Origin of the sequence: Bacillus sp. FSL K6-2944 (genome assembly GCF_038005385.1) — a bacterium.
Classification (GTDB): domain Bacteria; phylum Bacillota; class Bacilli; order Bacillales; family Bacillaceae_G; genus Bacillus_A; species Bacillus_A cereus.
In genome coordinates this window covers 2,714,002-2,737,889 of sequence record NZ_JBBOTE010000001.1, presented here as the reverse complement: position 1 = coordinate 2,737,889, position 23,888 = coordinate 2,714,002, and the positions used below count along the sequence as shown (strand labels likewise).

Genomic DNA, 23,888 nt, shown 5'->3' with positions numbered 1-23,888 from the left:
CAATGGCGATAAAGCAAACGAATAATCCTAAAGTTGATCTTGTTTATCGGAAGAGAAAAAGTGCGGAGGAAATGAGGCATCAAGTTATTACGTTTGCATTAATGATTTTTTTAACATTAGTTGCATTTGTAGCGGTGGCGTATCCAAAAACTTTTAGTCCGATTTTCTCTGTACCGTTTATTTTACTATTAGCAGTGGTACAAGTAATTTTTCAATTGTATTATTTTATGCATATGAGTCATAAAGGACATGAAGCAGCAAGTTTCTTTCTTTACTCTGGTCTGCTAATAGGGTTAATTACAATTTTAGCTTTTATGACAATCGTGTGGATTTGAAAAGTGAAAAATAAGGGAGCTTGTGTTGTCACAGCTCCCTCTTCATATTATGAGATAACCTTACGAAGGTAGGTGTGAAAATGAGTAACTTGTGGATATTTGGTTTTCAGGCTTTATGGAGTCCAATCTTTTTATTATTTATGCTTTCGATTCTTATTGGGTACTTCTTAATTATTGGGCCATATAGAATGCGATTTGAAAATGCGACGAAGGTAAGTAAGAAGCAAATTTTTTATTTTACGACTGGTATTGTTCTTTTGTATTTTGTAAAGGGAGGGCCTATTGATTTAATTGGCCATATTATATTTAGTGCTCATATGTTTGAAATGGCAGTCATGTATATTGCAGTTCCACCGTTACTGTTGCTTGGTATACCAATTTGGTTATATCGTTACATTACTTCTTTTAAGTTTGTTCAAATTATATTAAAGGCATTTGCTAAACCGCTTATTGCGTTATTTGTATTTAACGGCCTGTTTTCTTTTTATCATTTACCAGTTGTTTTTGATACGGTAAAACAAAGTCAAATAGCTCATCCTATTTGTCTCGCTATATTGTTTTTTACAGCAATCATGATGTGGTGGCCGATGTTAAATCCATTACCAGAATATCAAACATTAAGTGATATAAAGAAACTTGGTTATATGTTTGCTAATGGCATATTATTAACGCCTGCTTGTGCGTTAATCATTTTTGCGACAGCCCCGTTATTTGCAACGTATACGGATCCGGCTGCTTGGATGAAAGCGATGGAATTATGTGTACCAGCGGGCACTTTATCAGATTTAAATATAACGGGACCAGAATTTTTGCACTGGATGCCAGTCGTACAAGACCAGCAAACTGGTGGTATCATAATGAAAATTGTCCAGGAAATAGTGTACGGTACAATTATAGGCTATGTATTCTTTAGATGGGCACGTAGAGAACGTGAAAAGGATAAGGAGCAGTTGCAACAATTGCCGCCGTATTTACAGACTAAGTAAAAAAAGTGTATGGGATTCCATGCGCTTTTTTTACTTAGTTTTAGCTACCTTAAAAAGATTGAATTTTCTAATTTTTTATGTTAAGTTAGTGTAGGCGTGTACTAAAAGTGGAGATAAAATTTACTACTAGCTTTCATGCGTAATAATTCCATATGTAGTGCAAGTTTTTTAGAGAGTTACAAATATATATTGTTATCTTTAATAAACACGAACTATTTTAAGGGGGAGTTTAAATGGGTAGTAGTGGAAGTATGGTAAAGCCGATTAGTGGTTTTTTGACAGCACTAATTCAATATCCAGTACCAGTAGTAGAATCGCGTGCAGACATTGATAAACAAATTCAACAAATCATAAAAACAATTCATTCGACCAAATCAGGTTACCCTGGTTTAGAATTGATAGTATTTCCTGAATATAGTACACAAGGGCTCAATACAAAAAAATGGACTACAGAAGAATTTTTATGCACAGTGCCTGGGCCAGAAACAGACTTATTTGCTGAGGCATGTAAAGAATCTAAAGTATATGGTGTTTTTTCAATAATGGAGAAAAATCCTGATGGTGGAGAGCCATATAATACAGCAGTTATTATTGATCCACAAGGTGAAATGATTTTGAAGTATCGTAAGCTAAATCCTTGGGTGCCAGTCGAGCCTTGGAAAGCTGGAGATTTAGGCTTACCTGTTTGTGATGGACCTGGAGGAAGTAAATTAGCTGTTTGTATTTGTCATGATGGCATGTTCCCTGAAGTAGCTCGTGAAGCGGCCTATAAAGGTGCAAATGTCTTAATTCGTATTTCTGGATATAGTACACAAGTTAGTGAACAATGGATGCTAACCAATCGTTCAAATGCATGGCAGAATTTAATGTATACATTGTCGGTAAACTTAGCGGGTTATGATGGCGTATTTTATTACTTTGGTGAAGGACAAGTATGTAATTTTGATGGGACTACTTTAGTACAGGGACATCGAAATCCTTGGGAGATTGTTACTGCTGAAGTATATCCAGAACTAGCAGATCAGGCTAGATTAGGATGGGGATTGGAAAATAATATATATAATCTAGGTTCAAGAGGATATGTAGCAACTCCTGGTGGGGTGAAAGAAAATCCATATACGTTTGTAAAAGATTTAGCTGAAGGTAAATATAAGGTTCCTTGGGAAGATGAGATTAAAGTAAAAGATGGATCTATTTATGGATATCCAGTAAAAAAAACGATTCATTCTTAGGGAAGGGAAATAAAACAAGCGCATCATATTGATGCGCTTGTTTTTGTTAATCAATAATTTGAAATTCTTTTAACTCTTTTTCGACATTTTGTAGGAGTTGTTCGCTTTTTTGAAGTACATTCGTTGGGAAAGTCTCATCATCACCATATTCAACGCCGTGAGGATAATAATGTTTTCCTAATAAGGGGGGAAGTAGTTTTACTTCAGCGTGTCTACTGCCAATGTCACCTTCAACAGCAACTCCTTGCACTCGTAAATAATAAACATCCTTTAATATTTCAAATTTATAATCGTATGTAACTCGCTCATAATCCCACTGTCCGGCAAGTACGAAGTGGTTGTTTTCCATGATTTCAGTTAAAAGAGTTAATTCAACGACGGCTCCATTAAATTGCGTATTTGTAAATTGCATATAATACCTCCTTTTTTAATGTTACACCATTATTTTTATAATAGTATGAATAATAAGAAAGTGCAATTCATATTGAGAGAAAAGGGATAATCCAGACTTTTTTCACAAAAATATGATATAGTGAAAAGAGTACGGTACACACAAAAAGAAAGAAAAGGATTTGTGTATATCTCAATTTTATGTTTTGTTCAGGAGGTATATCGTTTGAAGAAATTATTGCGTATCGTAATGATTACATTTTTAATTTTAGCTGTTGATTTATACGGGAAATTACTCGTTTCACAATATATATTAACCCCATCTCAATCAAAGCAAGAAAATAAAATTGTGAAAAAGAAAAAGCAAATTAAGGAAGACTCCTCAGACACTGTTTTAAATATGATTGGTGAAGACTCTGAAAACTTATTAGCGAAGTGGGGAGAACCCTCTCGAATAGAGCCATCTGCATACGGATATGAATGGTGGGTATACAACCAGGATTTAACTCAGTATGTTCAATTTGGAGTTTCTGAACGTAAAGTTGTAACGGCATACGCAGCTGGTGAACAAGTTAAGGTTCCACCTTATTATATAAATGAAAAATATGAAGAAGTATATAAAAAAAGTCCGCTTTCGCATGAAATTTCATTAAAAAGAGGGAAAAATAGTTATCAATTTGAGCTATCTGATACCGAAGTCATGGAACAACCGTTAATACCTGTAGAAGATGGATGGGCGCAATTGTATTTTGATCAATTTACACATGAGCTTATTGGTGTTCGTTATATGGATGATGAAACTTTATTACGCCAAAGACCGTATCAGCTCGTTTATTCAGGTGAATTAATAGCAGAACAACCATTGACTCCAGAAAAAATAAAACAAGTAGAAAATGGGAATATGCAACAAATTTTTGATTTAACAAATATCATTCGAAGTCGTCATAAATTACCATTATTAACATGGGATCAGGAAACAGCAGATGTTGCTGTTGGTCACAGTAAAGATATGAAAGACAATAATTATTTTTCTCATGACTCACCTACATTAGGTACACTAGGAGATCGTTTGCAGCGCGGGAAAGTAGGATTTCAACTTGCTGGTGAGAACATAGCGGCGCAACATAGTGATGGAATTGCGGCAGTGCAAGGTTGGTTAAATAGTGAGGGGCATAGAAAGAATTTATTAAATGAACAATTTACAGGATTAGGTGTTGGTGTATACGATAAATTTTATACACAAAACTTTATTCGAAAATAAAGTGAAATTGTAAGCGGTGGGGTGTTAACATCACCAAATTAGTTACTTCGTATTCACTGAATTGTAGGTGGGAATCTGACCGTATGCAAATAGCAGAAAAAAAGGTGCATGAATCGTCTAAAAATAGGCGAACCATGCGCCTTTTTTTTCTTACTATATAGTAGATATACATGGAGAGGTGAGGATTATGCCAACAACAAAAGGACCGTTACATCCATCGGTTCAACAGTTTAAAGAATTTGTAAACCATCACCCTAAAATGGTTCATGAGGTTAGAAGTGGTCATAAAACATGGCAACAATTTTATGAAGAATGGTACTTACTTGGTGAAGAAGATCCAATATGGGCAACTTATAGACCGGATGGAGCGCCTGCGTTTTCTTCGGTAAAAGAAAATAAAAAAGAAAAAGATAATCGAACTGAAGAGGAAAAAACTGCTGATGTGATGGGGCAAATGCTTTCTTTTTTTAAAAAGTTGGACGTGGAACAAATGCAGAACCATTTAGCCAATGTGACGAGTGCAATCGGGAGCGTGCAACAAGTTATTCAGCAATTTCAAGGTAACCGTACGCAGCAAGAGCAAAGTACTTCAGAAAATAACCCATTTTTCTTTCAAAAGGATTAGGGGGAAAGATGATGAGAGCAGAAATTATGGAGTTTATAAAGGCTGATGAGGATTTATCTCGCTATATTAGAGAGCAACCGTACTGGTATAGAAAATTAACACGAAATCCTGAAGAAAAAGAGGCTTTTGAGTTAGCGGCGATGCAACATTTCAAAAAAACAATACCAGATAAAGTGGAAAAGTTTCAAAATCAATTGGCCGTTGCTTCGATCATGATTGATATGTTTCAGTATATGAAGCAACAAAATGCAACCTAATTGGAAGTGAAAAATATGTCCGTCATGCAGAACTTTTGTTACAATAGAGGTTGATTATTTAAAAAGGAGTTGCAGCATGACGGAAATTTGTTTAGTACGACATGGACAAACTGATTGGAATTTTCAAGAAATTATTCAGGGGCGAGAAGATATTCCGCTTAATGAAGTTGGTAAGAAGCAAGCGAGTCAGAGTGCAGCTGCTTTACAAGAAGAAACGTGGGATATCATTATAAGTAGCCCGTTAATTAGAGCGCAAGAAACGGCTAATGAAATTGCAAAGACAGTTGGATTACAATCGATTTTATTAGATGAGCGATTTGTTGAACGGAATTTTGGAGAAGCTTCAGGGAAGCCGGTTGCGGCTGTTAGAGAGTTGATTGCTGAAGGTAAAGTAGAAGGTATGGAGCGAGATGAAGAGATTGTAGCTCGTTGCTTTGCTGCTTTAGAAGATGTTGCGACAACTCATTTTGGCAAACGTATTATTATTGTTGCTCACTCACACGCGATAAAAGCGATTTTACATGCCATTGAACCAGATGAAATTACATTTAAGACACCATTAAAAAATGCGTGTATTAGTTATGTGAAACAAAATAGTGGAAAGTGGGATGTTCTTAAATATAATATAGCGGAACATATTAATGTATAAGTGTGTACGGATATAGTGTAAAAATAGTTTCATTATATCTTTCTTTTGAGTAAGTCACTTCAATTAGTAGTTCTAATCTAAATGTGGTATGATGGATACTCGGAGGTGTCTCTCATGATTGTAGCGACGCTAGAAAGCGTATTAATATTAGATAAGGCAGAGCAGCTTGCAAAAGCGATTATCTGTTCAGATATAGCAGAAGATTATCGTAAGTATTATAGAGAATTACATGAAGATATGGAACTTCAGGCGCTCATTCAGCAATTTACAGCGATGAAAGAACGGTATGAGGAAGTACAGCGTTTTGGAAAATACCATCCTGACTATACTACCGTGTCAATGAAAATGAGAGAATTAAAGCGTTCTGTGGACTTACATGATAAGGTTGCAGCTTTTAAAAGAGCAGAAACTGCTTTGCAGAAGTTATTAGACGAAGTTAGTGTAGCAATCGGTTCGGAAGTGTCTTCTTCCATTAAAGTGCCAACAGGAAATCCATTCTTTGATGCTGGTGGCTGTGGTGGAGGTTGTGGTACTGGCGGAGGTTGTGGTTGTAAAAAAACGGGGTGATGTACCCCGTTTTTTAGAAGTTGGAAGAAAACGTATACAGAGTTTGTCCTGTAATGTTATAAATTTCTGATTGGTTTTCATAGAATATAAAATATATGTTTTTAAAAGGAGAAGATGGAGAAGATTATGTTCGGGCAACGACAAAGTATGATTGTTTATTTACATTCATTGAAACATGCCAAGATTTTAAGGAAATATGGTAACATACATTACATATCAAAACGATTAAAATATGCTGTAGTATATTGTGATATGGAACAAATTGAGCATATGATGCATAAGTTGAACAAACTTCCTTTTGTGAAAAAGATAGAACAGTCGTATCGCCCGTATTTAAAAACGGAATTTGAAAATTCGCGTCCTGATCGAGCAAAAGAATACGATTATAGCTAATAGAAAAAATCCCCGGCTAAATTTAGCCGGGGATTTTTCACTTGAAATAACGTGTTATTTCATCGGAGGAATGAAATTGTTCATTCGTAAAATACCAATTAAATGATTAAAAAATAGTTCTTTTTCTGGGAAAGTTGTAGATGGTTTTACAGTAAAGGTAGCCACTTTTTTTCCGAGTTGTTCTGCCGTTTCTTCAAATAAAATGACACGTTTACTTTTTTTATTTTCAAATACAGGAATGCCTTCACGACATATGTATAATGGTTGGAAATCACCAGTAGTAGTTGGTTTTAATATTACAACAAGCGAACATACTTTTTTATCGTTTTTTATCGTTTCAAATTGTAACATATGTGCTATACGTTCTTGATTTGTTTTGGCAATTTCAAGTAATTCATATAAATCAGAGTAGCCTTCTCCAAGTTCTATAAAGCGTTGAATCATATCTTTTCCTCCTCTTTCTTTTACTGTACCATTTCACTTTTTAAATGAAAAGCACACAAAGAAAAAAACTCTGCATAGCAGGGCCCTTCTTATACTAGCATGTACTAGTAAGAAGGCAAAGGGAGAGGAGAAACCGGAGGAAGAACTTATGGGGAAACGTAAGTCTTCTCCGCGGTTGGCAACAACATCGAAGGTGATGTTGTTATAATTATTTATGTCCAATCTAAATGAAGATATACATAATGAAATTAAATTTTATGTTGGGCTTTTTATTTTTCTTTTTTTTATTTTGTGATAGGATAAAAAAGATAAAGTGGAACTAATATACATATTGGGTTCATATTAGTGAATGATGAGATGAATACATAAAAATAACGAGAGGTTATTTGAGGCCGAGTTTTCCTATAGTTAGGTGAATGTGGTTTGTTAACGGTTACCGAAGTGGGAATGGCTTTCTATAATCGCTCGATAGATTGAAATAAAGGTAGTGACAACAGATGAGAGTAGTTTCAGGAAAATGTAAAGGACACCCACTTAAAGCGGTTCCTGGTAATACAACACGTCCAACGACAGATAAAGTAAAAGAATCTATTTTTAATATGATAGGTCCTTATTTTGATGGTGGTATCGCCCTTGATTTATTTGGTGGTAGTGGTGGTCTTGGAATTGAGGCTTTGAGCAGAGGGATTGATAAAGCAATTTTTGTTGATCGGGATAGTAAAGCGATAAAAGTAATTCATCAAAATTTAGAAAGTTGTAGAGTACAGGAACAAGCTGAAGTATATCGAAATGATGCTGAACGTGCAGTAAAGGCGCTAATAAAACGTGAAATGTCATTCGATCTTATATTGATAGATCCTCCATATAAAGAGCAAAAAATTGTATCTTTAATTAGTATAATGGATCAACATGGATTGCTACATAGTGATGGATTAATTATGGCAGAGCATGGTAATGATGTAGTTTTACCTAATTCAATAGGAAGGCTTGTAAAAGTACGAGCTGAGAATTATGGGATTACTGCAATATCGATTTATAAGTATGAAGGTGAGGGGACAGAATGACAAGTATAGCTATTTCTTCAGGAAGTTTTGATCCAATTACCCTTGGGCATCTGGATATTATTAAAAGGGGAGCAAAAGTATTTGATGAGGTGTACGTAGTCGTTTTAAACAATTCATCAAAAAAACCATTCTTTTCAGTTGAAGAGCGATTAGAATTAATTCGAGAAGCGACAAAGGATATCCCGAATGTAAAAGTAGATTCACATAGTGGGCTATTAGTAGAGTATGCAAAAATGCGTAATGCAAATGCAATATTACGTGGTTTACGAGCAGTTTCTGATTTTGAATATGAGATGCAAATTACTTCTATGAATCGAAAATTAGATGAAAATATTGAAACATTTTTTATTATGACAAACAATCAATATTCATTTTTAAGCTCGAGTATTGTAAAAGAAGTTGCGAGGTATGGAGGAAGTGTAGTAGATCTTGTACCTCCTATTGTAGAACGTGCTTTAAAAGAAAAGTTTCAAACCCCGTTAAAGTGAACGGGGTTTTTCTTTATATGTGCGCAAAAATAATAAAATAACATATAAGTATAGACAAAATAATGTGAAAATTGGTCCATAATGTATAAAAGATGTCCAAATTTCATGTAGTATAGAAGGATGTTCGGATAAAAATACAGGAATATCTTTTGGCATAGGCGAGAAAGAACTCACTTTCTCATAAAATGGTGTCCAAAATACAAATGTAAAAATAGGGGCAAGAATACTTTGAATAATTCGTGCGAAAAAATAGGGTTTAAATCGGATATCTGTTTCAGCTAATATGCTAGCAACTTGTGCCTGAATAGAAAGACCACTAAATGCTAAAATGAAGCTTGTTACCATAGCTTGTTGTAAGAGCGGTGTTTCATTTATTTGACTAATCATTTGGCTTCCGAGTGTCATTTCGAAAATACCTGATAATATAGGTATACTAAAATCTGTACTTAGTTGGAAGAATGATAAAATATGTTGCATAATAAAAGAAAGAGCTGCTGTAATGTGAAATACAGTAATCATTTTATTTAACACAGAGAATAAAATAATAAATCCGCCAATCATAAGTAATGTTTGAATAGAAGAAACAATGGCATCCCCAAGTAATTTACCAATTGGTCTTTTTTCTTGTAAGCGTGTCTCGTGAAGGATTAAAAAAGGGTTTTGAAAGCGACGTTTTTTTGTAGTGTGTGTGTTAATTTTGTAAGCGGTATTATCGCCGTAAAAACGCATAATTAATCCGACAGCAAAGTTACTGAAATAATGGGCAGCGGCTAATATAATTCCTAATTTCGGATTATTAAAAAAACCGATAGACACAGCACCGAAAATAAAAAGTGGATTAGAAGAATTTGTGAAAGAAACGAGGCGCTCTGCTTCAATCTGAGTTAAAAGATTGCTTTTTCGTAGTCTAGCGCTTAATTTGGCGCCTGCAGGGAAACCAGAAGCCATTCCCATCGCCCAAACAAATCCGCCTATCCCTGGAACGCGAAAAAGTGGGCGCATGAGTGGTTCTAATATAACGCCAATAAATTTTACAACACCGATACTAATTAGAAGTTCCGCAATGATGAAAAACGGTAGTAGTGAAGGGAATACAACTTCCCACCATATATTTAACCCGCGAATAGAAGCTTGCAAAGCGGCTTGGGGGTGGAGTACAAGAGAAAAGGTTAAAAATAGCGTTGATATGGTAAGGAAAGCGGTTTTCCATTTTTCATACATGTAAGTAAATCCCCCTTTGTCCCAAAAAACGTTCATTTCAGTATACGTGGATACGTAGTGAATTTAGACCATAAGTATGAAAAAGGAATGAAAAAAATTAAAGGGTGAGAAAAATGAAAGAACCAAAGATTGGTTTAGCACTTGGGTCTGGAGGAGCGAAAGGGTTTGCTCATATTGGTGTAATAAAGGTTTTAAGGGAAGCGGGTATCCCTATTCACATGATTGCAGGAAGTAGTATGGGGGCGCTAATAGGTACGTTTTATGCGGCAAGTAGTAACGTTGAAAGATTGTATAAATTAGCATCTGTTTTTAAGCGGAAGTATTATTTAGATTTCACGGTACCGAAAATGGGATTTATTGCTGGAAAACGTGTCAAAGATATGATTAAAATGTTTACATATAATAAAAATTTAGAAGAGTTAGATATCCCGACGGCTGTTGTGGCTACTGACATATTGAAGGGGGAAAAAGTGGTTTTTACAAGTGGGCCAGTTGCAGATGCGGTGAGGGCTAGCATATCTGTTCCTGGAGTGTTTGTACCAGAAAAAATAGATGGAAGATTATTAGTGGATGGTGGAGTCATTGATCGCATCCCAGTATCGGTTGTGAAAGAGTTAGGGGCCGATATTGTTATCGCTGTTGATGTATCTCCAATTAAGGTAAATGGCGATGTTACGTCCATTTATGACGTAATCATGCAAAGTATTGAAATTATGCAGCATGAGCTTGTAATGAATCGGCAAATTGCATCGGATTTAATGATGCGACCAGCTGTAGAGCAATTTAGTTCACGTGCTTTTACAAACATTGAAGACATTATTCGAGTTGGAGAAGTAGAAGCAGAAAAACATATTTCAAATATTTATTTATTAATTGAGCAGTGGAAGGAGAAACATAATGTTTAAGCGTTTTCGGTTTATATATGCAATCTTAATAGGGGTTATATTGGCGATGTTACTTGTTTACGTACGTTTACCGTATTATATAACAAAACCAGGAATGGCTGCCAAATTAGAGCCTTATGTTCAAGTTGAGGGTGGAACGAAAGAATCTGGTGATTTTATGCTTGTTACGGTTTCAATGGGACCAGCAAATGTGGTGAATTTAATAGCGGCACAGTTTAATAAATATACACATATTTCGAAAGCGGAAGAAATATTGCAAAAAGGTGAGAGTGATGAAGAATATCAATTTCGCCAAAATTATGCGATGAAAGATTCACAAAATGCAGCGATTTATAATGCATATAAACGTGCAAATCGCTCAGTATCTTTTGAAAATAAAGGTGTATTAGTTGCTGGTGTGGCAAAAGGAATGCCGTCAGAAGGAAAGCTTAAGCTTGGTGATGTTATTATAGCTGTTGACGGAAAAACATTTGAAAAGACGGAGCAATTTATTGAATATATGACAGGGAAAAAAGAAAATGATGCTGTAAGTATTGAGTACATGAGAAATGGAAAACAATTGAAAGAGAATTTAAATGTAAAGACGATTCCTAATGGGAATGGACGTGTCGGTATAGGTGTTTCTATCGTTACGGAAAGAGAACTAGTGGTCGATCCGAAAGTGAAAATTAATTCTAATGAAATTGGTGGACCATCCGCAGGTTTAATGTTCACATTAGAAATATATAATCAACTTGTGGAAGAAGACTTAACGAAAGGACATGAAATAGCTGGAACAGGTACAATTAATGAAAAAGGAGAAGTGGGCCCGATTGGTGGTATAAATCAAAAAGTGGTGGCTGCTAGCGATGCTGGGGCTGAAGTGTTCTTTGCGCCAAATGAAAAAGGTGCGGAGAAATCGAACTATAAAGATGCACTTGAGACTGCAAAGGATATTAAAACAAAAATGAAAATTGTACCAGTGGATACGCTGGATGATGCGTTAACATATTTAGAAAAGATGGATAAGGAAAAAACCTCTCTGAAATAGAGAGGTTTTTTATAGGAATTTTGTAGTTGTTTCATCATAGCGAATAGGATGGTGTGTTATATCCTGTTTTAATAGTTGTGTGCGTAACGGTTCGTGCATGATGGAGAAATATACAGAGTTTGCTTTTTTCTCTATATCTAAAGCGGCATGGTCGAATGTTTTTGTATGAGTAAGGATTGGAAGTTCGATTTTTTTCTTATTTTTTGAAAGGTAAGTTTGTCCTTTTTGTGACATGCCTAGCAGGCGAATATATGGTGCGTGTTGTTCTATATTTGCGCTACGTATATCCTCTTTTGTTGTGTTTGTTAAAATGTGTGTACAAGCTCTTTGTAATCTAGTCCATGTATAACGTTTTGTTTTTAATGCTTCCATGAATGAATAGAAGGAGGAACTGTTTTGTATTTTTGATAAAATACGATGCTCTAAACCTTCTTCTATTTCATATATATGTCGTAAGTCCCCTGGAGACATCGTCATGAGTCTATATTTAAAAAATGAAAAGTATTGTTCCCAATTATGTAATATCCCGTAGTTTTGTTTGTAATTTGCTAAAAGCGAAGTGGTTGCCTGTGGGAGAAAAGGTTCAATTGTTGTAAATGATCCTTCTTCGCTAAAGAGTTGTTTTCGGATGCTTGTCGCGCTTGCAATATGTTGGTCATTAAATGTTTCATCATGATAATGAGAGGCAAATCTTTTTATAGTTTGAGCTTGTATAGAGCTATTTTGTGACAGAATTGCTTTCATATATTGGAAGCCTAAAATATTATTTGGTTGTGACATATCTATGTTTTTTTCAGATGTTAAAATGTGTGAGAAAGCATCCGATGTTGCTTTTGCATAACTATTACCAGCGTCCATGAATTGTTTTACAAGGCAGTTAAAAGTCTCTTCTTCGTTTTTTTGTATGGAGATGGTATTATAAAAATTTTCGATTTGTCCATCCTCACTACCGAAACAAATTTCGGAAACACGTAGGGCATTTAAAATGGAAATAGCACCATTTGCGAAGGTTTCAGCCTTTTGTGTTGCAAAGACGTATGGAAGCTCTACAACAAGGTCTACGCCGTTTGCTAAGGCCATTTTAGTGCGATACCATTTGGAAATGAGTGCGGGCTCACCACGCTGTAAAAAAGGACCACTCATAACGGCAATTATTATATCGGATTGTGTTAACTTTTTTGTCTGTTGCACATGATAAAGATGACCGTTATGAAAAGGGTTATATTCAACAACAATACCACCAGCTTTTATGGTAATCTCTCCTTTCGATGTAGCATCTTTTTGAAAAACGTGATACTATATATATTATTTACTATGATGACTTCATTATAGTGTAAAGAAAAAACATTGACAAATATAAAATGGCTAGCTATAATTTTGTTTGTTGCCTTGAGGTGATATGATATGAAATGGTCCATCCATCAATTGAATAAATTGAGAAATAAAGGATTGACATTGGATGAGATGGTAGATGTAAGTGAGCTAAAAGAGGTCGAGAAAGATATTCGTGAAATTAATCCTGTTCATGTAACGGGAAGAGTTGATTTTGGCTCCGGTAAGTTTACGTTTCATCTACATATAACTGGAAGCATGGTTTTACCATGTTCTCGCTCTTTAGTAGATGTGACATTACCATTTGACATTAAAACAACTGAGGTGTTCCAAACTTCACAAGAAGAATTTGAAACTGAAGCTGAAATTCATTCTTTAGAAGGAGAAATACTTGACTTACTGCCCGTAATCAAGGAAAATATACTTTTGGAGATTCCAATGCAAATTTTCAGTGATGATGTTTCTGGTGGAGCACCGACGCAAGGTCAAGACTGGCAAGTGATTTCGGAAGAAGACAAAGAAAAGACTGTTGATCCAAGATTGGCAGGACTTGCAAAGTTTTTTGACAAATAATCGGAAGACTGGTTCAGGCCTTCATATGAAAATAACTATTTCTTTTAAGGAGGTGGGAAGAATGGCTGTACCTTTTAGAAGAACTTCTAAAACAGTAAAAAGAAAGCGTCGTACGCATTTCAAATTATCAGTACCTGGTATGGTAGAGTGCCCAAGCTGTGGTGAAGCGAAATTAGCTCACCGTGTATGTAAAGCATGCGGTACTTACAAAGGTAAAGAAGTAATCAGCAAGTAATTGCGGGAAAATAAACGCAGAAGATATCTTCTGCGTTTATTTTTTTTTGTCTTAATCTTTAGTTTTTGTATTCTATCTTTTCTAGTAACTGCATATGCTTAATAAAAAATGCATAGGGAGGACTAGAGAGATGGCGACAACAAGACAAGATGCTTGGACTGATGATGAAGATTTGCTTCTGGCAGAAGTAGTACTCCGGCATATTCGAGAAGGTGGAACACAACTTTCTGCCTTTAAGGAAGTGGGAAAAAATTTATCTCGTACACCAGCAGCATGTGGGTTTAGATGGAATTCTTACGTAAGAAAGCAATATAAAGAACGTATTGAGGAAGCAAAGCAACTTCGTAAAGTAGAACATTATGAAGTGAAAGAGACAAAGGTGTTAGAACCTACGTCAATTACGTTGAATGATGTTATTGATTTCTTGCAAAATTATAAAGATGAAAACTCTTTAACGGTGTTGCAACAACAAGTTGAATCATTACAAACAGAAAGAGAGCGCCTTCTGGAGCGATTATCAGTATATGAAGAAGAGTATAGAACATTACTTGATTATATCGATCAAAAAAGAAGTGTAATGGTAGCGGAAAGAAACAATGCTCGCTCGAATGAGAAGTTAGAGAAGCTTAAGAAATAAAAAACAGCTGTTATACAGCTGTTTTTTATTTTTTAAGCCGATTCTTCGTTTGTAACCGCATTCAAATTTGTTTCTGGATGCCAAATATAAAAATCACCATCAGTTACTGATACGGGGTTGAAATTTAATTTATCCCAAAAACCAGCTGAATGAATACGTGCTATTGTTTTAATGGGAAATTGCATTTGTTTCGCATGATTTACAAGCATTTGCCCGAATCCTTGTTTTTGAAAAGTTGGTAATACTTCAAGTTTATAAAGTTCTAGGTAAGGACCTGTAATTTCGAATGGTTCTCCGCCGTTTCTTTTCATATATAGACTCATACGTGCGATTAGTGATCCACCATAATAAATGCCATAAAATGGAGATTCACTGTCGTTTTCAATAATGTTTGCTTGCAATTCTTCCAGCATAGATAGTTCTTGGGCTCCGCACCCTTTAAATTTTTTGAATTCATCTAACGTTTTATAATTGATGAGCAAGCGCTCAACTTTTGGGAATCCCATTACATCACATCCTTTTGTTATCTTGTTGAATGCAGAAAAGTAAAAATATTTACAATAATATTATAACTCATTTTTTTATTTTTATGAAGAAGATAGTATATTTCTTTTATTATTTTTTTGAGGATTTGCTAAACTAAGAGTATAAGTGTATTAATAGGCAGTATTATACATAGCGAAAAAAGAGAGTGTATTTGTTTGACAGAGGACAACGAAATTATAGGGCGTGCTCATGTACTTTAAAAAGATATAAAAAGGAGGGAAGGCAAGGGCGCTTAATGTGAATCCCTTGTGTGAAAATGAAAATTGGAATTGTCGGACCAGGTGCTATTGGTCTATTGTATACATTTTATTTACAAAAAAGTAACCAAGATGTTACGTTGTTTACAAGAACGGCTAAGCAGGCTGAAGAGTTGAATGAAACAGGTGTAACTTGTATTAGAGATGGAAGATGTGAAACAGTATATCCATCTGTTTTACCGATAGAAAGTATGGTAGCACAAAATTTAGATTATATATTTATTTCTGTGAAGCAATATCATATAGATGACGTACTACCGTTTGTGGAAGGGGCATCATCATTAATCTTTTTGCAAAACGGAATGTCGCATCTTCAAAAGATGCTGAAAATAGGGAGTGAAAATATAGCTGTTGGTATTGTAGAACATGGTGCGAAAAAAGAGGGAGGGCATATCGTTCATCATACTGGGATAGGGGTAACAAAATTTGGAGTGGTTTGTGGTCAATCTATACATTTCAAGAAAATATTCCGTTATTTTCCTGTTACTTATTTTCCAGTTCAAATAGAAACGGATTGGGAAGAGATTATGCACAAAAAATTAGTAGTAAATGTATGTATCAATCCATTGACAGCACTATTGGGAGTTAAGAATGGTGAATTAATCACGAATCGTTTTTTTTATCAAATGATGGAGCAAGTGTTTCAGGAGGTCGCATTTCTTATTAGAGGAGAAAAAGAAATGGTATGGCAAATGGTACGAAATGTGTGTGAAGGAACGTCTCGTAATACATCCTCTATGTTAGCGGATGTAAGAGCGAATAGACAGACGGAAATTAATGCGATTGTTGGATATGTATTAGAAGAAGCTAAGAAACAGCAACTACCAGTTCCGACACTTCAATTTTTGTTCGATGCAATAAAAGGGTTAGAAACAAGAGTATAAGTGTTATTCTTTGCTTTTACGTGAAACATTGACTACAATGTGGATTGGTGAGAGAACTGGATACGAAAGGAAGAATTATATGGAGATAAAAGAAATCTCTGTTCCGCAACAAGGTGTTGTAGCGGACTATATGAACGGTAAAAAAGAGATACAGTCATGTTTTGATTATATGTTAACAGAAGATGCTTTTAAACAACGTTTACATGATTTGCGTGAAAGGGAGTTTTTCCGCCAAGATTTAGTAGCGCATTTATTAGAATATAATACAAAATTACAAGCGGGAGAATCTACACTTCAAAATGTAAAAGCGCTTGGAGATGAAAATACATATGTTGTTATAGCTGGACAACAAGCAGGGTTATTAACTGGACCGCTTTATACAATTCATAAAGTTATTTCAATTTTACAGCTTGCAAAGGAAAAGGAAGAAAGTTTAGGAGTTAAAGTTGTCCCTGTCTTCTGGATTGCGGGTGAAGACCATGATATGGATGAGATTAACCATACTTTTGTAGCGAAAAATAAAAAGATGAAAAAAACTATTTTTTATGACCGTAATCCGAAAAAGGCGAGTGCTTCTGAGTCTGAACTTTCTGTTGAAGATTGTAGAAATTGGATTGAAGAGATTTTTAAAACATACCCAGAAACAAATTTTACAAAGGATGTATTAAAATTTGTTGATGATGCTTTGAAAAAATCGAATACGTATGTAGATTTCTTTGCTCATCTTATTACGAAAATCTTTGCTAATTCTGGTTTAATCCTTGTTGATTCACATCATCCTGAATTAAGAAAGTTAGAAATTCCATTTTTCAAGCGAATTATAAGTAAGTATAAAGAGGTACAAGAGGGGCTTCGTAATCAGCAAGAAGTAATTAAAGAACTAGGATACAAACCGATTATTGAAACGAAGTCTCATGCAGTGCATATATTCATGGAAATAGATGATGAACGAGTATTGCTTGAAGATCAACAAGGTAAGTTTGTTGGAAAGGATGGGGCGCATTCCTTTTCATACGAAGAGTTGATTGAAGAGATGGAGAGAAATCCGGCACGTTTTAGTAATAATGTTGTAACACGTCCTCTTATGCAAGAGTATGTATTTCCTACGCTCGCATTTATTGGAGGTCCAGGAGAATTAGCTTATTGGAGTGAATTACAACAAGTATTCCATACTGTCGGTTTTCAAATGCCACCTGTCGTTCCTCGTCTTACAATTACTTATGTGGAGAGAGATATAGCGACGGATTTATTTGATTTGCAATTGAGAGAAAGTGATCCGTTTTTAAATGATGTCGATAAATTGCGTGAAAACTGGTTGTCTAATCAAATAGAGGAACCGATTGATGATTATTTTGAAAAGGCGAAAAAAGAAATTGCCGATATTCATACATCTTTACAGCAATTTGTAAAGAAAATAGAGCCAGGGTTAGGTGCGTTTGCAGGGAAAAACGAATTGAAAATTAATGAACAAATTGAACTGCTGGAAAGAATGTTGAAAAGAAATGTTGAGAAAAAGTATGAGGTTCAGCTAAATAAATTCCGCCGTATACAATTCGCACTTCGTCCATTAGGTGCACCGCAAGAACGTGTGTGGAATGTATGTTATTATTTAAATCAGTTTGGTTTGGATTTCGTTGATCGTGTAATGGAAAACCCTTTTTCTTGGGACGGAAAACATCATGTTATAAAACTATAAAATCTTGCTCTTTGGAGCAGGATTTTATTTTTATTCCGTTGAATTTACTGTGAAGTGATTTTTTTCTGAATTATCAATCAAAAAAGTGTTAAATATGGCAATTGTGTTGGATACTTAAATATATGACAAAATAGCACAAAATGTAAACGTATTATTCGCTTTTTCGACAGTTTTTTATTTAAATTCCCGCAAAAGATGATAAAATTTAGTATATAATAAAAGAAAATAGCGATTTGTATAGTATGTTGCCTTTGTTGGTAAGTTAAATGAGTCGTTCTTTCGTATTATTTCATTCTCTAAGCGTGAAATATGTGTTTAGAGGAAGGGATACATTCAACATAATTAATTGGAAAAAGAGTAGGTGCAACAATGTTTAAACACGTAACAGTGCTTTTAAAGGAAACAGTAGACGGCTTAGATATAAAGCCAGATGGTACATATGTAGATTGTACACTGGGGGGAGGAGGACATAGTTCTTATTTATTATCCCAATTAACTGAAGGTGGAAAATTAATAGCGTTTGATCAAGATGAGATAGCGATTCAAAACGCGAAAGAAAAGTTCTCTTCATACGGTGAACAGTTTATAACAGTAAAGAGTAACTTCCGTTATTTAGCTGAAAAACTGCAGGAAATAGGTATAACAGAAGTAGACGGTATTTTATTTGATTTAGGTGTTTCATCCCCACAATTAGATACACCAGAACGAGGCTTTAGTTATCATCATGATGCACCGCTAGATATGCGGATGGATCAAGATGCCCCATTAACAGCGTACGATGTTGTAAATAGCTGGTCATATGAACAACTTGTAAGGATTTTCTTCCAATACGGTGAAGAGAAATTTTCAAAACAAATTGCAAGAAAAATTGAAGCTTATCGTGAGAATAAAGCTATTGAAACGACAGGAGAATTAGTAGAGCTAATTAAAGAAGGTATTCCGGCTCCTGCTCGTAGAACGGGTGGGCATCCTGCTAAGCGAGTGTTTCAGGCAATTCGTATAGCTGTAAACGATGAATTAAAAGTATTTGAAGAAGCATTGGAATCTGCTATTGAGATGGTTAAGCCAGGTGGAAGGGTTAGTGTTATAACATTCCATTCATTAGAAGATCGTATTTGTAAAACAACGTTTAAGCGAAATAGTACAACGCCACAATTGCCGCCAGGATTACCGATTATTCCTGATGAATTTAAGCCGAAATTAAAGCTTATTACAAGAAAACCGATTTTACCTTCTGATATAGAGCTAGAAGAAAATAATCGTGCGCGTTCTGCGAAGTTGAGAATCGCTGAAAAACGATAAAAGGGAGAGAGAGGTATGACTAATTTAGCTGTAAAGTACAAACAACAAGCGCAAGAAGAGGTGCAAATTCAAACGCCCCCACAGCAGATGGCTAAGCCGAAGGTTAAAGCGAAAATTACAAGAATCGAAAAACTGTTGTATGTAGCGTTTATTGGCTTTTTATTGTATGCCTGTGTCGCGTTTATTGGAAATAAAGCAGGCCTTTATCAAGTTAATGTAGAAGCAGCGACGATAGAAGAAAAAATTGTACAGCAGCAAAAAGAAAATCAAGAATTACAAGCTGAAGTAGAGAAGTTAAGTCGCTATGAACGAATCGCTGAAGTTGCAAAAAAACATGGGCTAGAAATTAATGCGAATAATGTGAAAGGCCTCAAATAAGGCAATAGGTGTGAAAGAACGATGAAGAAGAATATGACTAAATTTCATACCAATAAGGGAGCAGGTTATTTTATGATATTTTTCCTCCTGCTCTTTTTGCTGTTATTAGCCCGATTTTTTTACATACAATCAACAGGAACCGTTCATAATCAGGATTTAGATGCACTTGCTAAACAAAAGCATAGTAAAAAAGGAGTTCTTGAAGCGAACCGAGGAACCATTTATGATCAAAACGGTCATGTGTTAGCGCAAGACGCAAACTCTTACAAAATGGTAGCTGCACTAAAAGGTGCTAACTCAGTTGAGAATAAAGAAGATACTGCAAAGAAAATTGCAGGAGTACTTGGAAAAGGCGAAGAGGATATTTTAGCTTCTTTAAACAAGGAAGGTAGAAGTCAAGTCGAATTTGGAACGTTAGGCAAGGATTTGACGAAAGAAAAGAAGGAACAAATAGAAGCGTTGAAGTTGCCGGGAATATCTTTTATTACAGAAAATGCAAGGGTGTATCCAAACGGTGATTTTGCATCTTACGTTATAGGTCATGCAAAACCAAATGAGAATGGAACCTCGGTAGGTCAATTTGGCATAGAGAAAAGCTTGGATAAATACTTAAGTGCTTCGAATGGAGAAGTAGCATATACAGGTGATCGTAAAGGTGTGTCCCTTGATGGGGGAAAAGTTAATGTAAAGGCACCTAAAAATGGAGATAATGCTTATTTAACAATTGATCAACGTGTCCAAAGTTATTTAGAAGACGCGATGAAAGCAGCAAGTAAGCAATATGAGCCAGAAAGTTTAATAGGGATTGTTGCAGATCCGAAAACTGGGAAAATATTAGCGATGTCTACTAAACCTAGTTATGACCCTAATGATCGCCAAATTAAATATTTCTTCAATGACGCGATTGCCAATGCATTTGAACCTGGATCAACAATGAAAATTTTTACGTTAGCGGCAGCTATTAATGAAGGTGTGTACAAAGGACAAGATTATTATCAATCCGGGACATATCAAGTCGGAAATAGGAAAATAAAAGATCATAATGGCGGTGCTGGTTGGGGCTCTATCACGTTTGATGAAGGGGTAGAGCGTTCTTCAAACGTAGCGTTTGCAATTTTAGGAGATCAAAAACTTGGTCCAGAACGTTTCCGAAAATATATTCATAGTTTTGGATTAGATGAAAAAACGAACATTGATTTATCAGGTGAAGGATCGAATACAATTTTATTTGATCAGCAAATACAACAAGTGACAACAGCTTTTGGACAAGGTTCCACTGTAACACCAATTCAGCTTGTACAAGCTGCAACGGCCATTGCAAATGATGGGAAAATGATGAAACCTTATGCAATTGATAAAATTGTAGATCCGATAACAGACAAAGTAAAATTAGAACATAAGCCAGAAGAAGTAGGAAAACCTGTTACAAAGGAAACAGCAGCGCAAGTAAGACAGTTATTAGAACGTGTTGTTACATCTCCGAAAGGTACAGGGACAGCTTATAAAATTGATGGATATTCAGTTGGTGGTAAAACAGGTACAGCGCAAATTCCGGATGGAAAAGGCGGCTATATGACAGGAAGACAGAATTATATATTCTCATTCTTAGGTATGGCACCAATGGACGATCCACAACTTGTCGTGTATGTAGCTGTTAAACAGCCGAAATTAAAAGATGATGAGAACGGCGCACAACCTTTAGCTGATATTTTTAAATATGTAACAAAAAATAGTTTAGAGTATTTAAAGATTAAGCCAAATGAAGTGAAAGATCCGAAAAAGCATCTGAAAGAACAACAAACTACTGTTCCAGATGTAACTGGTAAAACGATGGCTGAAGCGGGGAAAGCGATTGATAAAGCAAAACTTCGTCCAATCGTACTAGGTGAAGGGAAAGTACAGCAACAAGTACCAAAAGCGACTGAACAAACATTAAAAGGCGACCGAGTCTTCTTGGTAGGAGATAAGCCTACAATGCCAAATATACAAGGATGGGCACTGCGTGATGTTATGAATTTAGCGAAGACATTACAGCTTAACTTGAAACCTTCTGGTACAGGATACGTAACAGAACAAAGTGTGGCGGAAGGAACATTATTACAACCTGGTACAGAATTAGGTGTCACACTCGTACCGCCACTCGAACCACAGCAAGAAGCAGAAAAGCCGTAATGGTAAAAGAGAATAAGTTCTAATTAAATAAGTACAAGCATATATTGGAACAAGCTAGGCGTAAGGGAGGCTTGTTCCGATATGCGTGTATCAAATGTAACAGTTAGAAAACGACTTATTTTTATACTTATATCAGGTATACTTATTTTCACTATTATCGATATTCGTCTTGGATATGTGCAATTTTTTCTTGGGAATATGTTAACGGATCGTGCGAAAGATTCATGGAGTCGTAATATTACTTTTGAACCCGAACGTGGGAAAATTTTAGACCGAAATGGTGTGGAACTTGCCACGAATAAAAGTGCTCCAACTGTCTTTGTTGTACCGAGGCAAATTGAAAAACCAGCAGAGACTGCAGAGAAGTTAGCTGCAGTATTAGGTGTGGAAAAAGATGAGATTTATAAAAGGATTACAAAAAAAGAATCGATTGTAAGGTTAGATAAAGGCGGAAGGAAAATATCACATGACAAAGCGAAAGAAGTACGAGGATTAAGTTTGAAGGGCGTGTATATCGCAGAGGATTCTATCCGGTACTATCCATTTGGAAACTTTTTATCACATGTATTAGGTTTTGCAGGTAGCGATAACCAAGGTCTTATGGGACTAGAAAAATATTATGATAAAGAGCTAAATGGGGACAAAGGTCATGTGCGTTTTTTTGCAGATGCGAAAGGACAAAGGATGCCTAATGTTGGTGATGATTTCAAAAAGCCAGAAGCTGGTTTAAATTTAGGATTAACAATCGATGCGCGTATTACAAGGATTATGGAAAGAGAAATGAATATTGCTGAGTCAACTTATAATCCTGACGGTATGATTGCGATTGCAATGAATCCTAAAAATGGTGAAATTTTAGGTATGTCTAGTCGACCGAGTTTTGACCCAGCGGATTTTCAAAGTGTCTCTCCAGAAGTGTATAACAGAAATCTACCTGTATGGAGTACGTATGAGCCTGGTTCAACATTTAAGATCATTACATTAGCTGCAGCATTGAATGAAAATTTAGTAGACTTAGAGAAGGATACGTTTTATGATGATGGAGCAGCTGAAGTAGGTGGAGCTAGATTGAAATGCTGGAAAGCAGGAGGTCATGGCAGTCAAACGTTTTTAGAAGTCGTTCAAAACTCATGTAACCCGGGATTTATTGAACTTGGTGATCGCCTTGGTAAAGACCGATTATTTAAATACATTCGTAATTTTGGTTTTGGGCAGAAGACTGGAATTGACTTGCAAGGTGAAGGCAGTGGGATTTTATTTAATTTAGATAAAGTTGGTCCAGTAGAGCAAGCAACAACTTCATTCGGCCAAGGGGTTTCTGTTACACCGATTCAACAAGTAGCAGCTGTAGCGGCGGCTGTAAATGGTGGAACATTGTATCAGCCGTATATAGCTAAGGAGTTTATTGATCCGAAAAATAATCAAGTTGTTAGTAAAAAGACACCTGTTGAGAAAAGAAAAGTTATTTCCAAGGAAACTTCAGAAAAAGTTCGTTATGCATTAGAGAATGTTGTAGCGAAAGGTTCTGGTAAAGGTGCTTATATTGATGGATATCGTGTAGGTGGAAAAACGGGTACTGCTCAAAAGGTGAAAGATGGTAAATATTTAGAGAATAATTATATAGTATCTTTTATCGGATTTGCTCCAGCGGATGATCCAGAGATTGTTGTGTATGTTGCTGTTGATAATCCAAAAGGGGTTACACAGTTTGGTGGAGTGGTAGCAGCTCCGATTGTCGGGAATATCCTTCGAGATGCGCTTCCTGTTATGGGAGTGAAACCGAGAAAAGAACAAGTTGAGAAAGAATATAAATGGGGCGATACACCAACTGTGGAAGTTCCGAATTTAATTGGAATGAAAAAGAAAGACTTACAAACACAACTCGTCGATTTGAAGCTTGATATAAGTGGAGATGGAGAGAAAGTAATTAAACAATCACCAGAAGCGGGAGCTAAAGTAAAAGAAGGCTCAAAAATTAGAATTTACTTCGGGAATTAAAGGTAACATAGTACGTTTTATGGTACAATTG

General features: G+C 35.6%; 27 protein-coding genes. 22 read left to right on the top strand and 5 right to left on the bottom strand.

Annotated elements, in window-relative coordinates; all coding sequences use genetic code 11:
- Positions 1-2: 2 nt before the first annotated feature.
- The 3 genes from ctaF to MHH55_RS13720 all read left to right on the top strand — a co-directional run bounded on the left by ctaF (position 3) and on the right by MHH55_RS13720 (position 2,553).
- On the top strand, positions 3-335 hold the full coding sequence (gene ctaF, locus MHH55_RS13730; protein ID WP_000985706.1) for a cytochrome c oxidase subunit IVB: 333 nt from the start codon (positions 3-5) through the stop codon (positions 333-335).
- 80 nt (positions 336-415) lie between these two features.
- Complete coding sequence (gene ctaG, locus MHH55_RS13725; protein ID WP_000069023.1) at positions 416-1,321, top strand: cytochrome c oxidase assembly factor CtaG; 906 nt, start codon at positions 416-418, stop codon at positions 1,319-1,321.
- Positions 1,322-1,554: 233 nt separating this feature from the next.
- Positions 1,555-2,553, top strand: coding sequence for a formamidase (locus MHH55_RS13720; RefSeq protein ID WP_000535802.1), 999 nt, complete (start codon positions 1,555-1,557; stop codon positions 2,551-2,553).
- Between the two features lie 46 nt (positions 2,554-2,599).
- Here the strand turns inward: MHH55_RS13720 and MHH55_RS13715 are convergent, their stop codons facing one another.
- The gene (locus MHH55_RS13715; protein WP_001160952.1) at positions 2,600-2,965 is read right to left on the bottom strand and encodes a YugN family protein; all 366 of its coding nucleotides are present in this window, start codon (positions 2,963-2,965) and stop codon (positions 2,600-2,602) included.
- Between the two features lie 204 nt (positions 2,966-3,169).
- Here MHH55_RS13715 and MHH55_RS13710 point away from each other — a divergent pair, with 204 nt between their 5' ends.
- From MHH55_RS13710 to MHH55_RS13685, 6 genes are all read left to right on the top strand, one after another.
- On the top strand, positions 3,170-4,204 hold the full coding sequence (locus MHH55_RS13710; protein ID WP_000735375.1) for a CAP domain-containing protein: 1,035 nt from the start codon (positions 3,170-3,172) through the stop codon (positions 4,202-4,204).
- 187 nt (positions 4,205-4,391) lie between these two features.
- Positions 4,392-4,829, top strand: a complete 438-nt coding sequence (locus MHH55_RS13705; RefSeq protein WP_001143346.1) for a YlbD family protein — start codon at positions 4,392-4,394, stop codon at positions 4,827-4,829.
- 11 nt (positions 4,830-4,840) lie between these two features.
- The gene (locus tag MHH55_RS13700) at positions 4,841-5,086 is read left to right on the top strand and encodes a YlbE-like family protein (RefSeq protein ID WP_001200990.1); all 246 of its coding nucleotides are present in this window, start codon (positions 4,841-4,843) and stop codon (positions 5,084-5,086) included.
- 76 nt (positions 5,087-5,162) lie between these two features.
- Positions 5,163-5,735 (top strand): histidine phosphatase family protein, encoded by a 573-nt coding sequence (locus MHH55_RS13695; RefSeq protein WP_000134946.1) that lies wholly within the window; start codon positions 5,163-5,165, stop codon positions 5,733-5,735.
- A gap of 114 nt (positions 5,736-5,849) precedes the next feature.
- The gene (locus MHH55_RS13690; RefSeq protein ID WP_000634362.1) at positions 5,850-6,302 is read left to right on the top strand and encodes a YlbF family regulator; all 453 of its coding nucleotides are present in this window, start codon (positions 5,850-5,852) and stop codon (positions 6,300-6,302) included.
- A 126-nt stretch (positions 6,303-6,428) separates the two neighbouring features.
- Positions 6,429-6,695 (top strand): YlbG family protein, encoded by a 267-nt coding sequence (locus tag MHH55_RS13685; protein WP_002082261.1) that lies wholly within the window; start codon positions 6,429-6,431, stop codon positions 6,693-6,695.
- Between the two features lie 54 nt (positions 6,696-6,749).
- Here the strand turns inward: MHH55_RS13685 and MHH55_RS13680 are convergent, their stop codons facing one another.
- Positions 6,750-7,139, bottom strand: coding sequence for a DUF7147 family protein (locus MHH55_RS13680; protein ID WP_000616017.1), 390 nt, complete (start codon positions 7,137-7,139; stop codon positions 6,750-6,752).
- A gap of 497 nt (positions 7,140-7,636) precedes the next feature.
- On the opposite strand from MHH55_RS13680, the gene rsmD reads away from it, so the two are divergent.
- Positions 7,637-8,203 carry a 16S rRNA (guanine(966)-N(2))-methyltransferase RsmD gene (rsmD, locus tag MHH55_RS13675; protein WP_001266978.1) on the top strand — a complete coding sequence of 189 codons (567 nt, stop codon included), beginning with the start codon at positions 7,637-7,639 and terminating at the stop codon, positions 8,201-8,203.
- Positions 8,200-8,691, top strand: coding sequence for a pantetheine-phosphate adenylyltransferase (coaD, locus tag MHH55_RS13670; protein ID WP_000200601.1), 492 nt, complete (start codon positions 8,200-8,202; stop codon positions 8,689-8,691). The genes rsmD and coaD overlap by 4 nt, the downstream gene beginning before the upstream one ends.
- Here the strand turns inward: coaD and ylbJ are convergent.
- A complete protein-coding gene (gene ylbJ, locus MHH55_RS13665; protein ID WP_000273082.1) occupies positions 8,683-9,912 on the bottom strand; it encodes a sporulation integral membrane protein YlbJ in 1,230 nt (409 codons plus the stop codon). The genes coaD and ylbJ overlap by 9 nt on opposite strands.
- Before the next feature lie 113 nt (positions 9,913-10,025).
- Between ylbJ and MHH55_RS13660 the strand changes: the two genes are divergently transcribed.
- Both MHH55_RS13660 and MHH55_RS13655 read left to right on the top strand, forming a co-directional pair.
- On the top strand, positions 10,026-10,817 hold the full coding sequence (locus MHH55_RS13660) for a patatin-like phospholipase family protein (RefSeq protein WP_000662588.1): 792 nt from the start codon (positions 10,026-10,028) through the stop codon (positions 10,815-10,817).
- On the top strand, positions 10,810-11,847 hold the full coding sequence (locus tag MHH55_RS13655; protein ID WP_000476281.1) for a SepM family pheromone-processing serine protease: 1,038 nt from the start codon (positions 10,810-10,812) through the stop codon (positions 11,845-11,847). Before MHH55_RS13660 ends, MHH55_RS13655 begins: the two co-directional genes overlap by 8 nt.
- Positions 11,848-11,856: 9 nt before the next feature.
- Here MHH55_RS13655 and MHH55_RS13650 read toward each other — a convergent pair whose 3' ends face one another.
- A complete protein-coding gene (locus tag MHH55_RS13650; protein WP_002182932.1) occupies positions 11,857-13,038 on the bottom strand; it encodes a nucleotidyltransferase in 1,182 nt (393 codons plus the stop codon).
- A gap of 213 nt (positions 13,039-13,251) precedes the next feature.
- Between MHH55_RS13650 and MHH55_RS13645 the strand changes: the two genes are divergently transcribed.
- The 3 genes from MHH55_RS13645 to MHH55_RS13635 all read left to right on the top strand — a co-directional run bounded on the left by MHH55_RS13645 (position 13,252) and on the right by MHH55_RS13635 (position 14,624).
- Entirely contained in the window at positions 13,252-13,752 is a 501-nt protein-coding gene (locus tag MHH55_RS13645; RefSeq protein WP_078186702.1) for a YceD family protein, read from the top strand.
- Positions 13,753-13,813: 61 nt separating this feature from the next.
- The gene (rpmF, locus tag MHH55_RS13640) at positions 13,814-13,987 is read left to right on the top strand and encodes a 50S ribosomal protein L32 (RefSeq protein WP_001984764.1); all 174 of its coding nucleotides are present in this window, start codon (positions 13,814-13,816) and stop codon (positions 13,985-13,987) included.
- Between the two features lie 130 nt (positions 13,988-14,117).
- The gene (locus MHH55_RS13635) at positions 14,118-14,624 is read left to right on the top strand and encodes an RsfA family transcriptional regulator (RefSeq protein WP_000246467.1); all 507 of its coding nucleotides are present in this window, start codon (positions 14,118-14,120) and stop codon (positions 14,622-14,624) included.
- Between the two features lie 32 nt (positions 14,625-14,656).
- Here MHH55_RS13635 and MHH55_RS13630 read toward each other — a convergent pair whose 3' ends face one another.
- Positions 14,657-15,130, bottom strand: a complete 474-nt coding sequence (locus tag MHH55_RS13630; RefSeq protein ID WP_000506694.1) for an N-acetyltransferase — start codon at positions 15,128-15,130, stop codon at positions 14,657-14,659.
- A 296-nt stretch (positions 15,131-15,426) separates the two neighbouring features.
- Here MHH55_RS13630 and panE point away from each other — a divergent pair, with 296 nt between their 5' ends.
- From panE to MHH55_RS13600, 6 genes are all read left to right on the top strand, one after another.
- Complete coding sequence (gene panE / locus MHH55_RS13625; protein WP_002182931.1) at positions 15,427-16,311, top strand: 2-dehydropantoate 2-reductase; 885 nt, start codon at positions 15,427-15,429, stop codon at positions 16,309-16,311.
- A gap of 79 nt (positions 16,312-16,390) precedes the next feature.
- Positions 16,391-18,007: a bacillithiol biosynthesis cysteine-adding enzyme BshC gene (gene bshC / locus MHH55_RS13620; protein WP_078186703.1), complete on the top strand. Its 1,617-nt coding sequence runs from the start codon at positions 16,391-16,393 to the stop codon at positions 18,005-18,007.
- A 369-nt stretch (positions 18,008-18,376) separates the two neighbouring features.
- Positions 18,377-19,309 carry a 16S rRNA (cytosine(1402)-N(4))-methyltransferase RsmH gene (rsmH, locus tag MHH55_RS13615; protein ID WP_000472508.1) on the top strand — a complete coding sequence of 311 codons (933 nt, stop codon included), beginning with the start codon at positions 18,377-18,379 and terminating at the stop codon, positions 19,307-19,309.
- Positions 19,310-19,324: 15 nt separating this feature from the next.
- On the top strand, positions 19,325-19,687 hold the full coding sequence (gene ftsL / locus MHH55_RS13610; protein ID WP_000182804.1) for a cell division protein FtsL: 363 nt from the start codon (positions 19,325-19,327) through the stop codon (positions 19,685-19,687).
- A 21-nt stretch (positions 19,688-19,708) separates the two neighbouring features.
- Positions 19,709-21,859, top strand: a complete 2,151-nt coding sequence (locus MHH55_RS13605; RefSeq protein WP_000739960.1) for a penicillin-binding protein — start codon at positions 19,709-19,711, stop codon at positions 21,857-21,859.
- Positions 21,860-21,940: 81 nt separating this feature from the next.
- Entirely contained in the window at positions 21,941-23,857 is a 1,917-nt protein-coding gene (locus MHH55_RS13600) for a stage V sporulation protein D (protein ID WP_001266234.1), read from the top strand.
- The last annotated feature ends 31 nt before the right edge of the window (positions 23,858-23,888 follow it).

What these genes read in the sequence shown, in the direction of transcription:
- ctaF (WP_000985706.1), top strand. Translation starts at nt 3, where the DNA reads ATGGCGATAAAGCAAACGAATAATCCTAAAGTTGATCTTGTTTATCGG.
- ctaG (WP_000069023.1), top strand. Translation starts at nt 416, where the DNA reads ATGAGTAACTTGTGGATATTTGGTTTTCAGGCTTTATGGAGTCCAATC.
- MHH55_RS13720 (WP_000535802.1), top strand. Translation starts at nt 1,555, where the DNA reads ATGGGTAGTAGTGGAAGTATGGTAAAGCCGATTAGTGGTTTTTTGACA.
- MHH55_RS13715 (WP_001160952.1), bottom strand. Translation starts at nt 2,965, where the DNA reads ATGCAATTTACAAATACGCAATTTAATGGAGCCGTCGTTGAATTAACT.
- MHH55_RS13705 (WP_001143346.1), top strand. Translation starts at nt 4,392, where the DNA reads ATGCCAACAACAAAAGGACCGTTACATCCATCGGTTCAACAGTTTAAA.
- MHH55_RS13700 (WP_001200990.1), top strand. Translation starts at nt 4,841, where the DNA reads ATGAGAGCAGAAATTATGGAGTTTATAAAGGCTGATGAGGATTTATCT.
- MHH55_RS13695 (WP_000134946.1), top strand. Translation starts at nt 5,163, where the DNA reads ATGACGGAAATTTGTTTAGTACGACATGGACAAACTGATTGGAATTTT.
- MHH55_RS13690 (WP_000634362.1), top strand. Translation starts at nt 5,850, where the DNA reads ATGATTGTAGCGACGCTAGAAAGCGTATTAATATTAGATAAGGCAGAG.
- MHH55_RS13685 (WP_002082261.1), top strand. Translation starts at nt 6,429, where the DNA reads ATGTTCGGGCAACGACAAAGTATGATTGTTTATTTACATTCATTGAAA.
- MHH55_RS13680 (WP_000616017.1), bottom strand. Translation starts at nt 7,139, where the DNA reads ATGATTCAACGCTTTATAGAACTTGGAGAAGGCTACTCTGATTTATAT.
- rsmD (WP_001266978.1), top strand. Translation starts at nt 7,637, where the DNA reads ATGAGAGTAGTTTCAGGAAAATGTAAAGGACACCCACTTAAAGCGGTT.
- coaD (WP_000200601.1), top strand. Translation starts at nt 8,200, where the DNA reads ATGACAAGTATAGCTATTTCTTCAGGAAGTTTTGATCCAATTACCCTT.
- ylbJ (WP_000273082.1), bottom strand. Translation starts at nt 9,912, where the DNA reads ATGTATGAAAAATGGAAAACCGCTTTCCTTACCATATCAACGCTATTT.
- MHH55_RS13660 (WP_000662588.1), top strand. Translation starts at nt 10,026, where the DNA reads ATGAAAGAACCAAAGATTGGTTTAGCACTTGGGTCTGGAGGAGCGAAA.
- MHH55_RS13655 (WP_000476281.1), top strand. Translation starts at nt 10,810, where the DNA reads ATGTTTAAGCGTTTTCGGTTTATATATGCAATCTTAATAGGGGTTATA.
- MHH55_RS13645 (WP_078186702.1), top strand. Translation starts at nt 13,252, where the DNA reads ATGAAATGGTCCATCCATCAATTGAATAAATTGAGAAATAAAGGATTG.
- rpmF (WP_001984764.1), top strand. Translation starts at nt 13,814, where the DNA reads ATGGCTGTACCTTTTAGAAGAACTTCTAAAACAGTAAAAAGAAAGCGT.
- MHH55_RS13635 (WP_000246467.1), top strand. Translation starts at nt 14,118, where the DNA reads ATGGCGACAACAAGACAAGATGCTTGGACTGATGATGAAGATTTGCTT.
- MHH55_RS13630 (WP_000506694.1), bottom strand. Translation starts at nt 15,130, where the DNA reads ATGGGATTCCCAAAAGTTGAGCGCTTGCTCATCAATTATAAAACGTTA.
- panE (WP_002182931.1), top strand. Translation starts at nt 15,427, where the DNA reads ATGAAAATTGGAATTGTCGGACCAGGTGCTATTGGTCTATTGTATACA.
- bshC (WP_078186703.1), top strand. Translation starts at nt 16,391, where the DNA reads ATGGAGATAAAAGAAATCTCTGTTCCGCAACAAGGTGTTGTAGCGGAC.
- rsmH (WP_000472508.1), top strand. Translation starts at nt 18,377, where the DNA reads ATGTTTAAACACGTAACAGTGCTTTTAAAGGAAACAGTAGACGGCTTA.
- ftsL (WP_000182804.1), top strand. Translation starts at nt 19,325, where the DNA reads ATGACTAATTTAGCTGTAAAGTACAAACAACAAGCGCAAGAAGAGGTG.
- MHH55_RS13605 (WP_000739960.1), top strand. Translation starts at nt 19,709, where the DNA reads ATGAAGAAGAATATGACTAAATTTCATACCAATAAGGGAGCAGGTTAT.
- MHH55_RS13600 (WP_001266234.1), top strand. Translation starts at nt 21,941, where the DNA reads ATGCGTGTATCAAATGTAACAGTTAGAAAACGACTTATTTTTATACTT.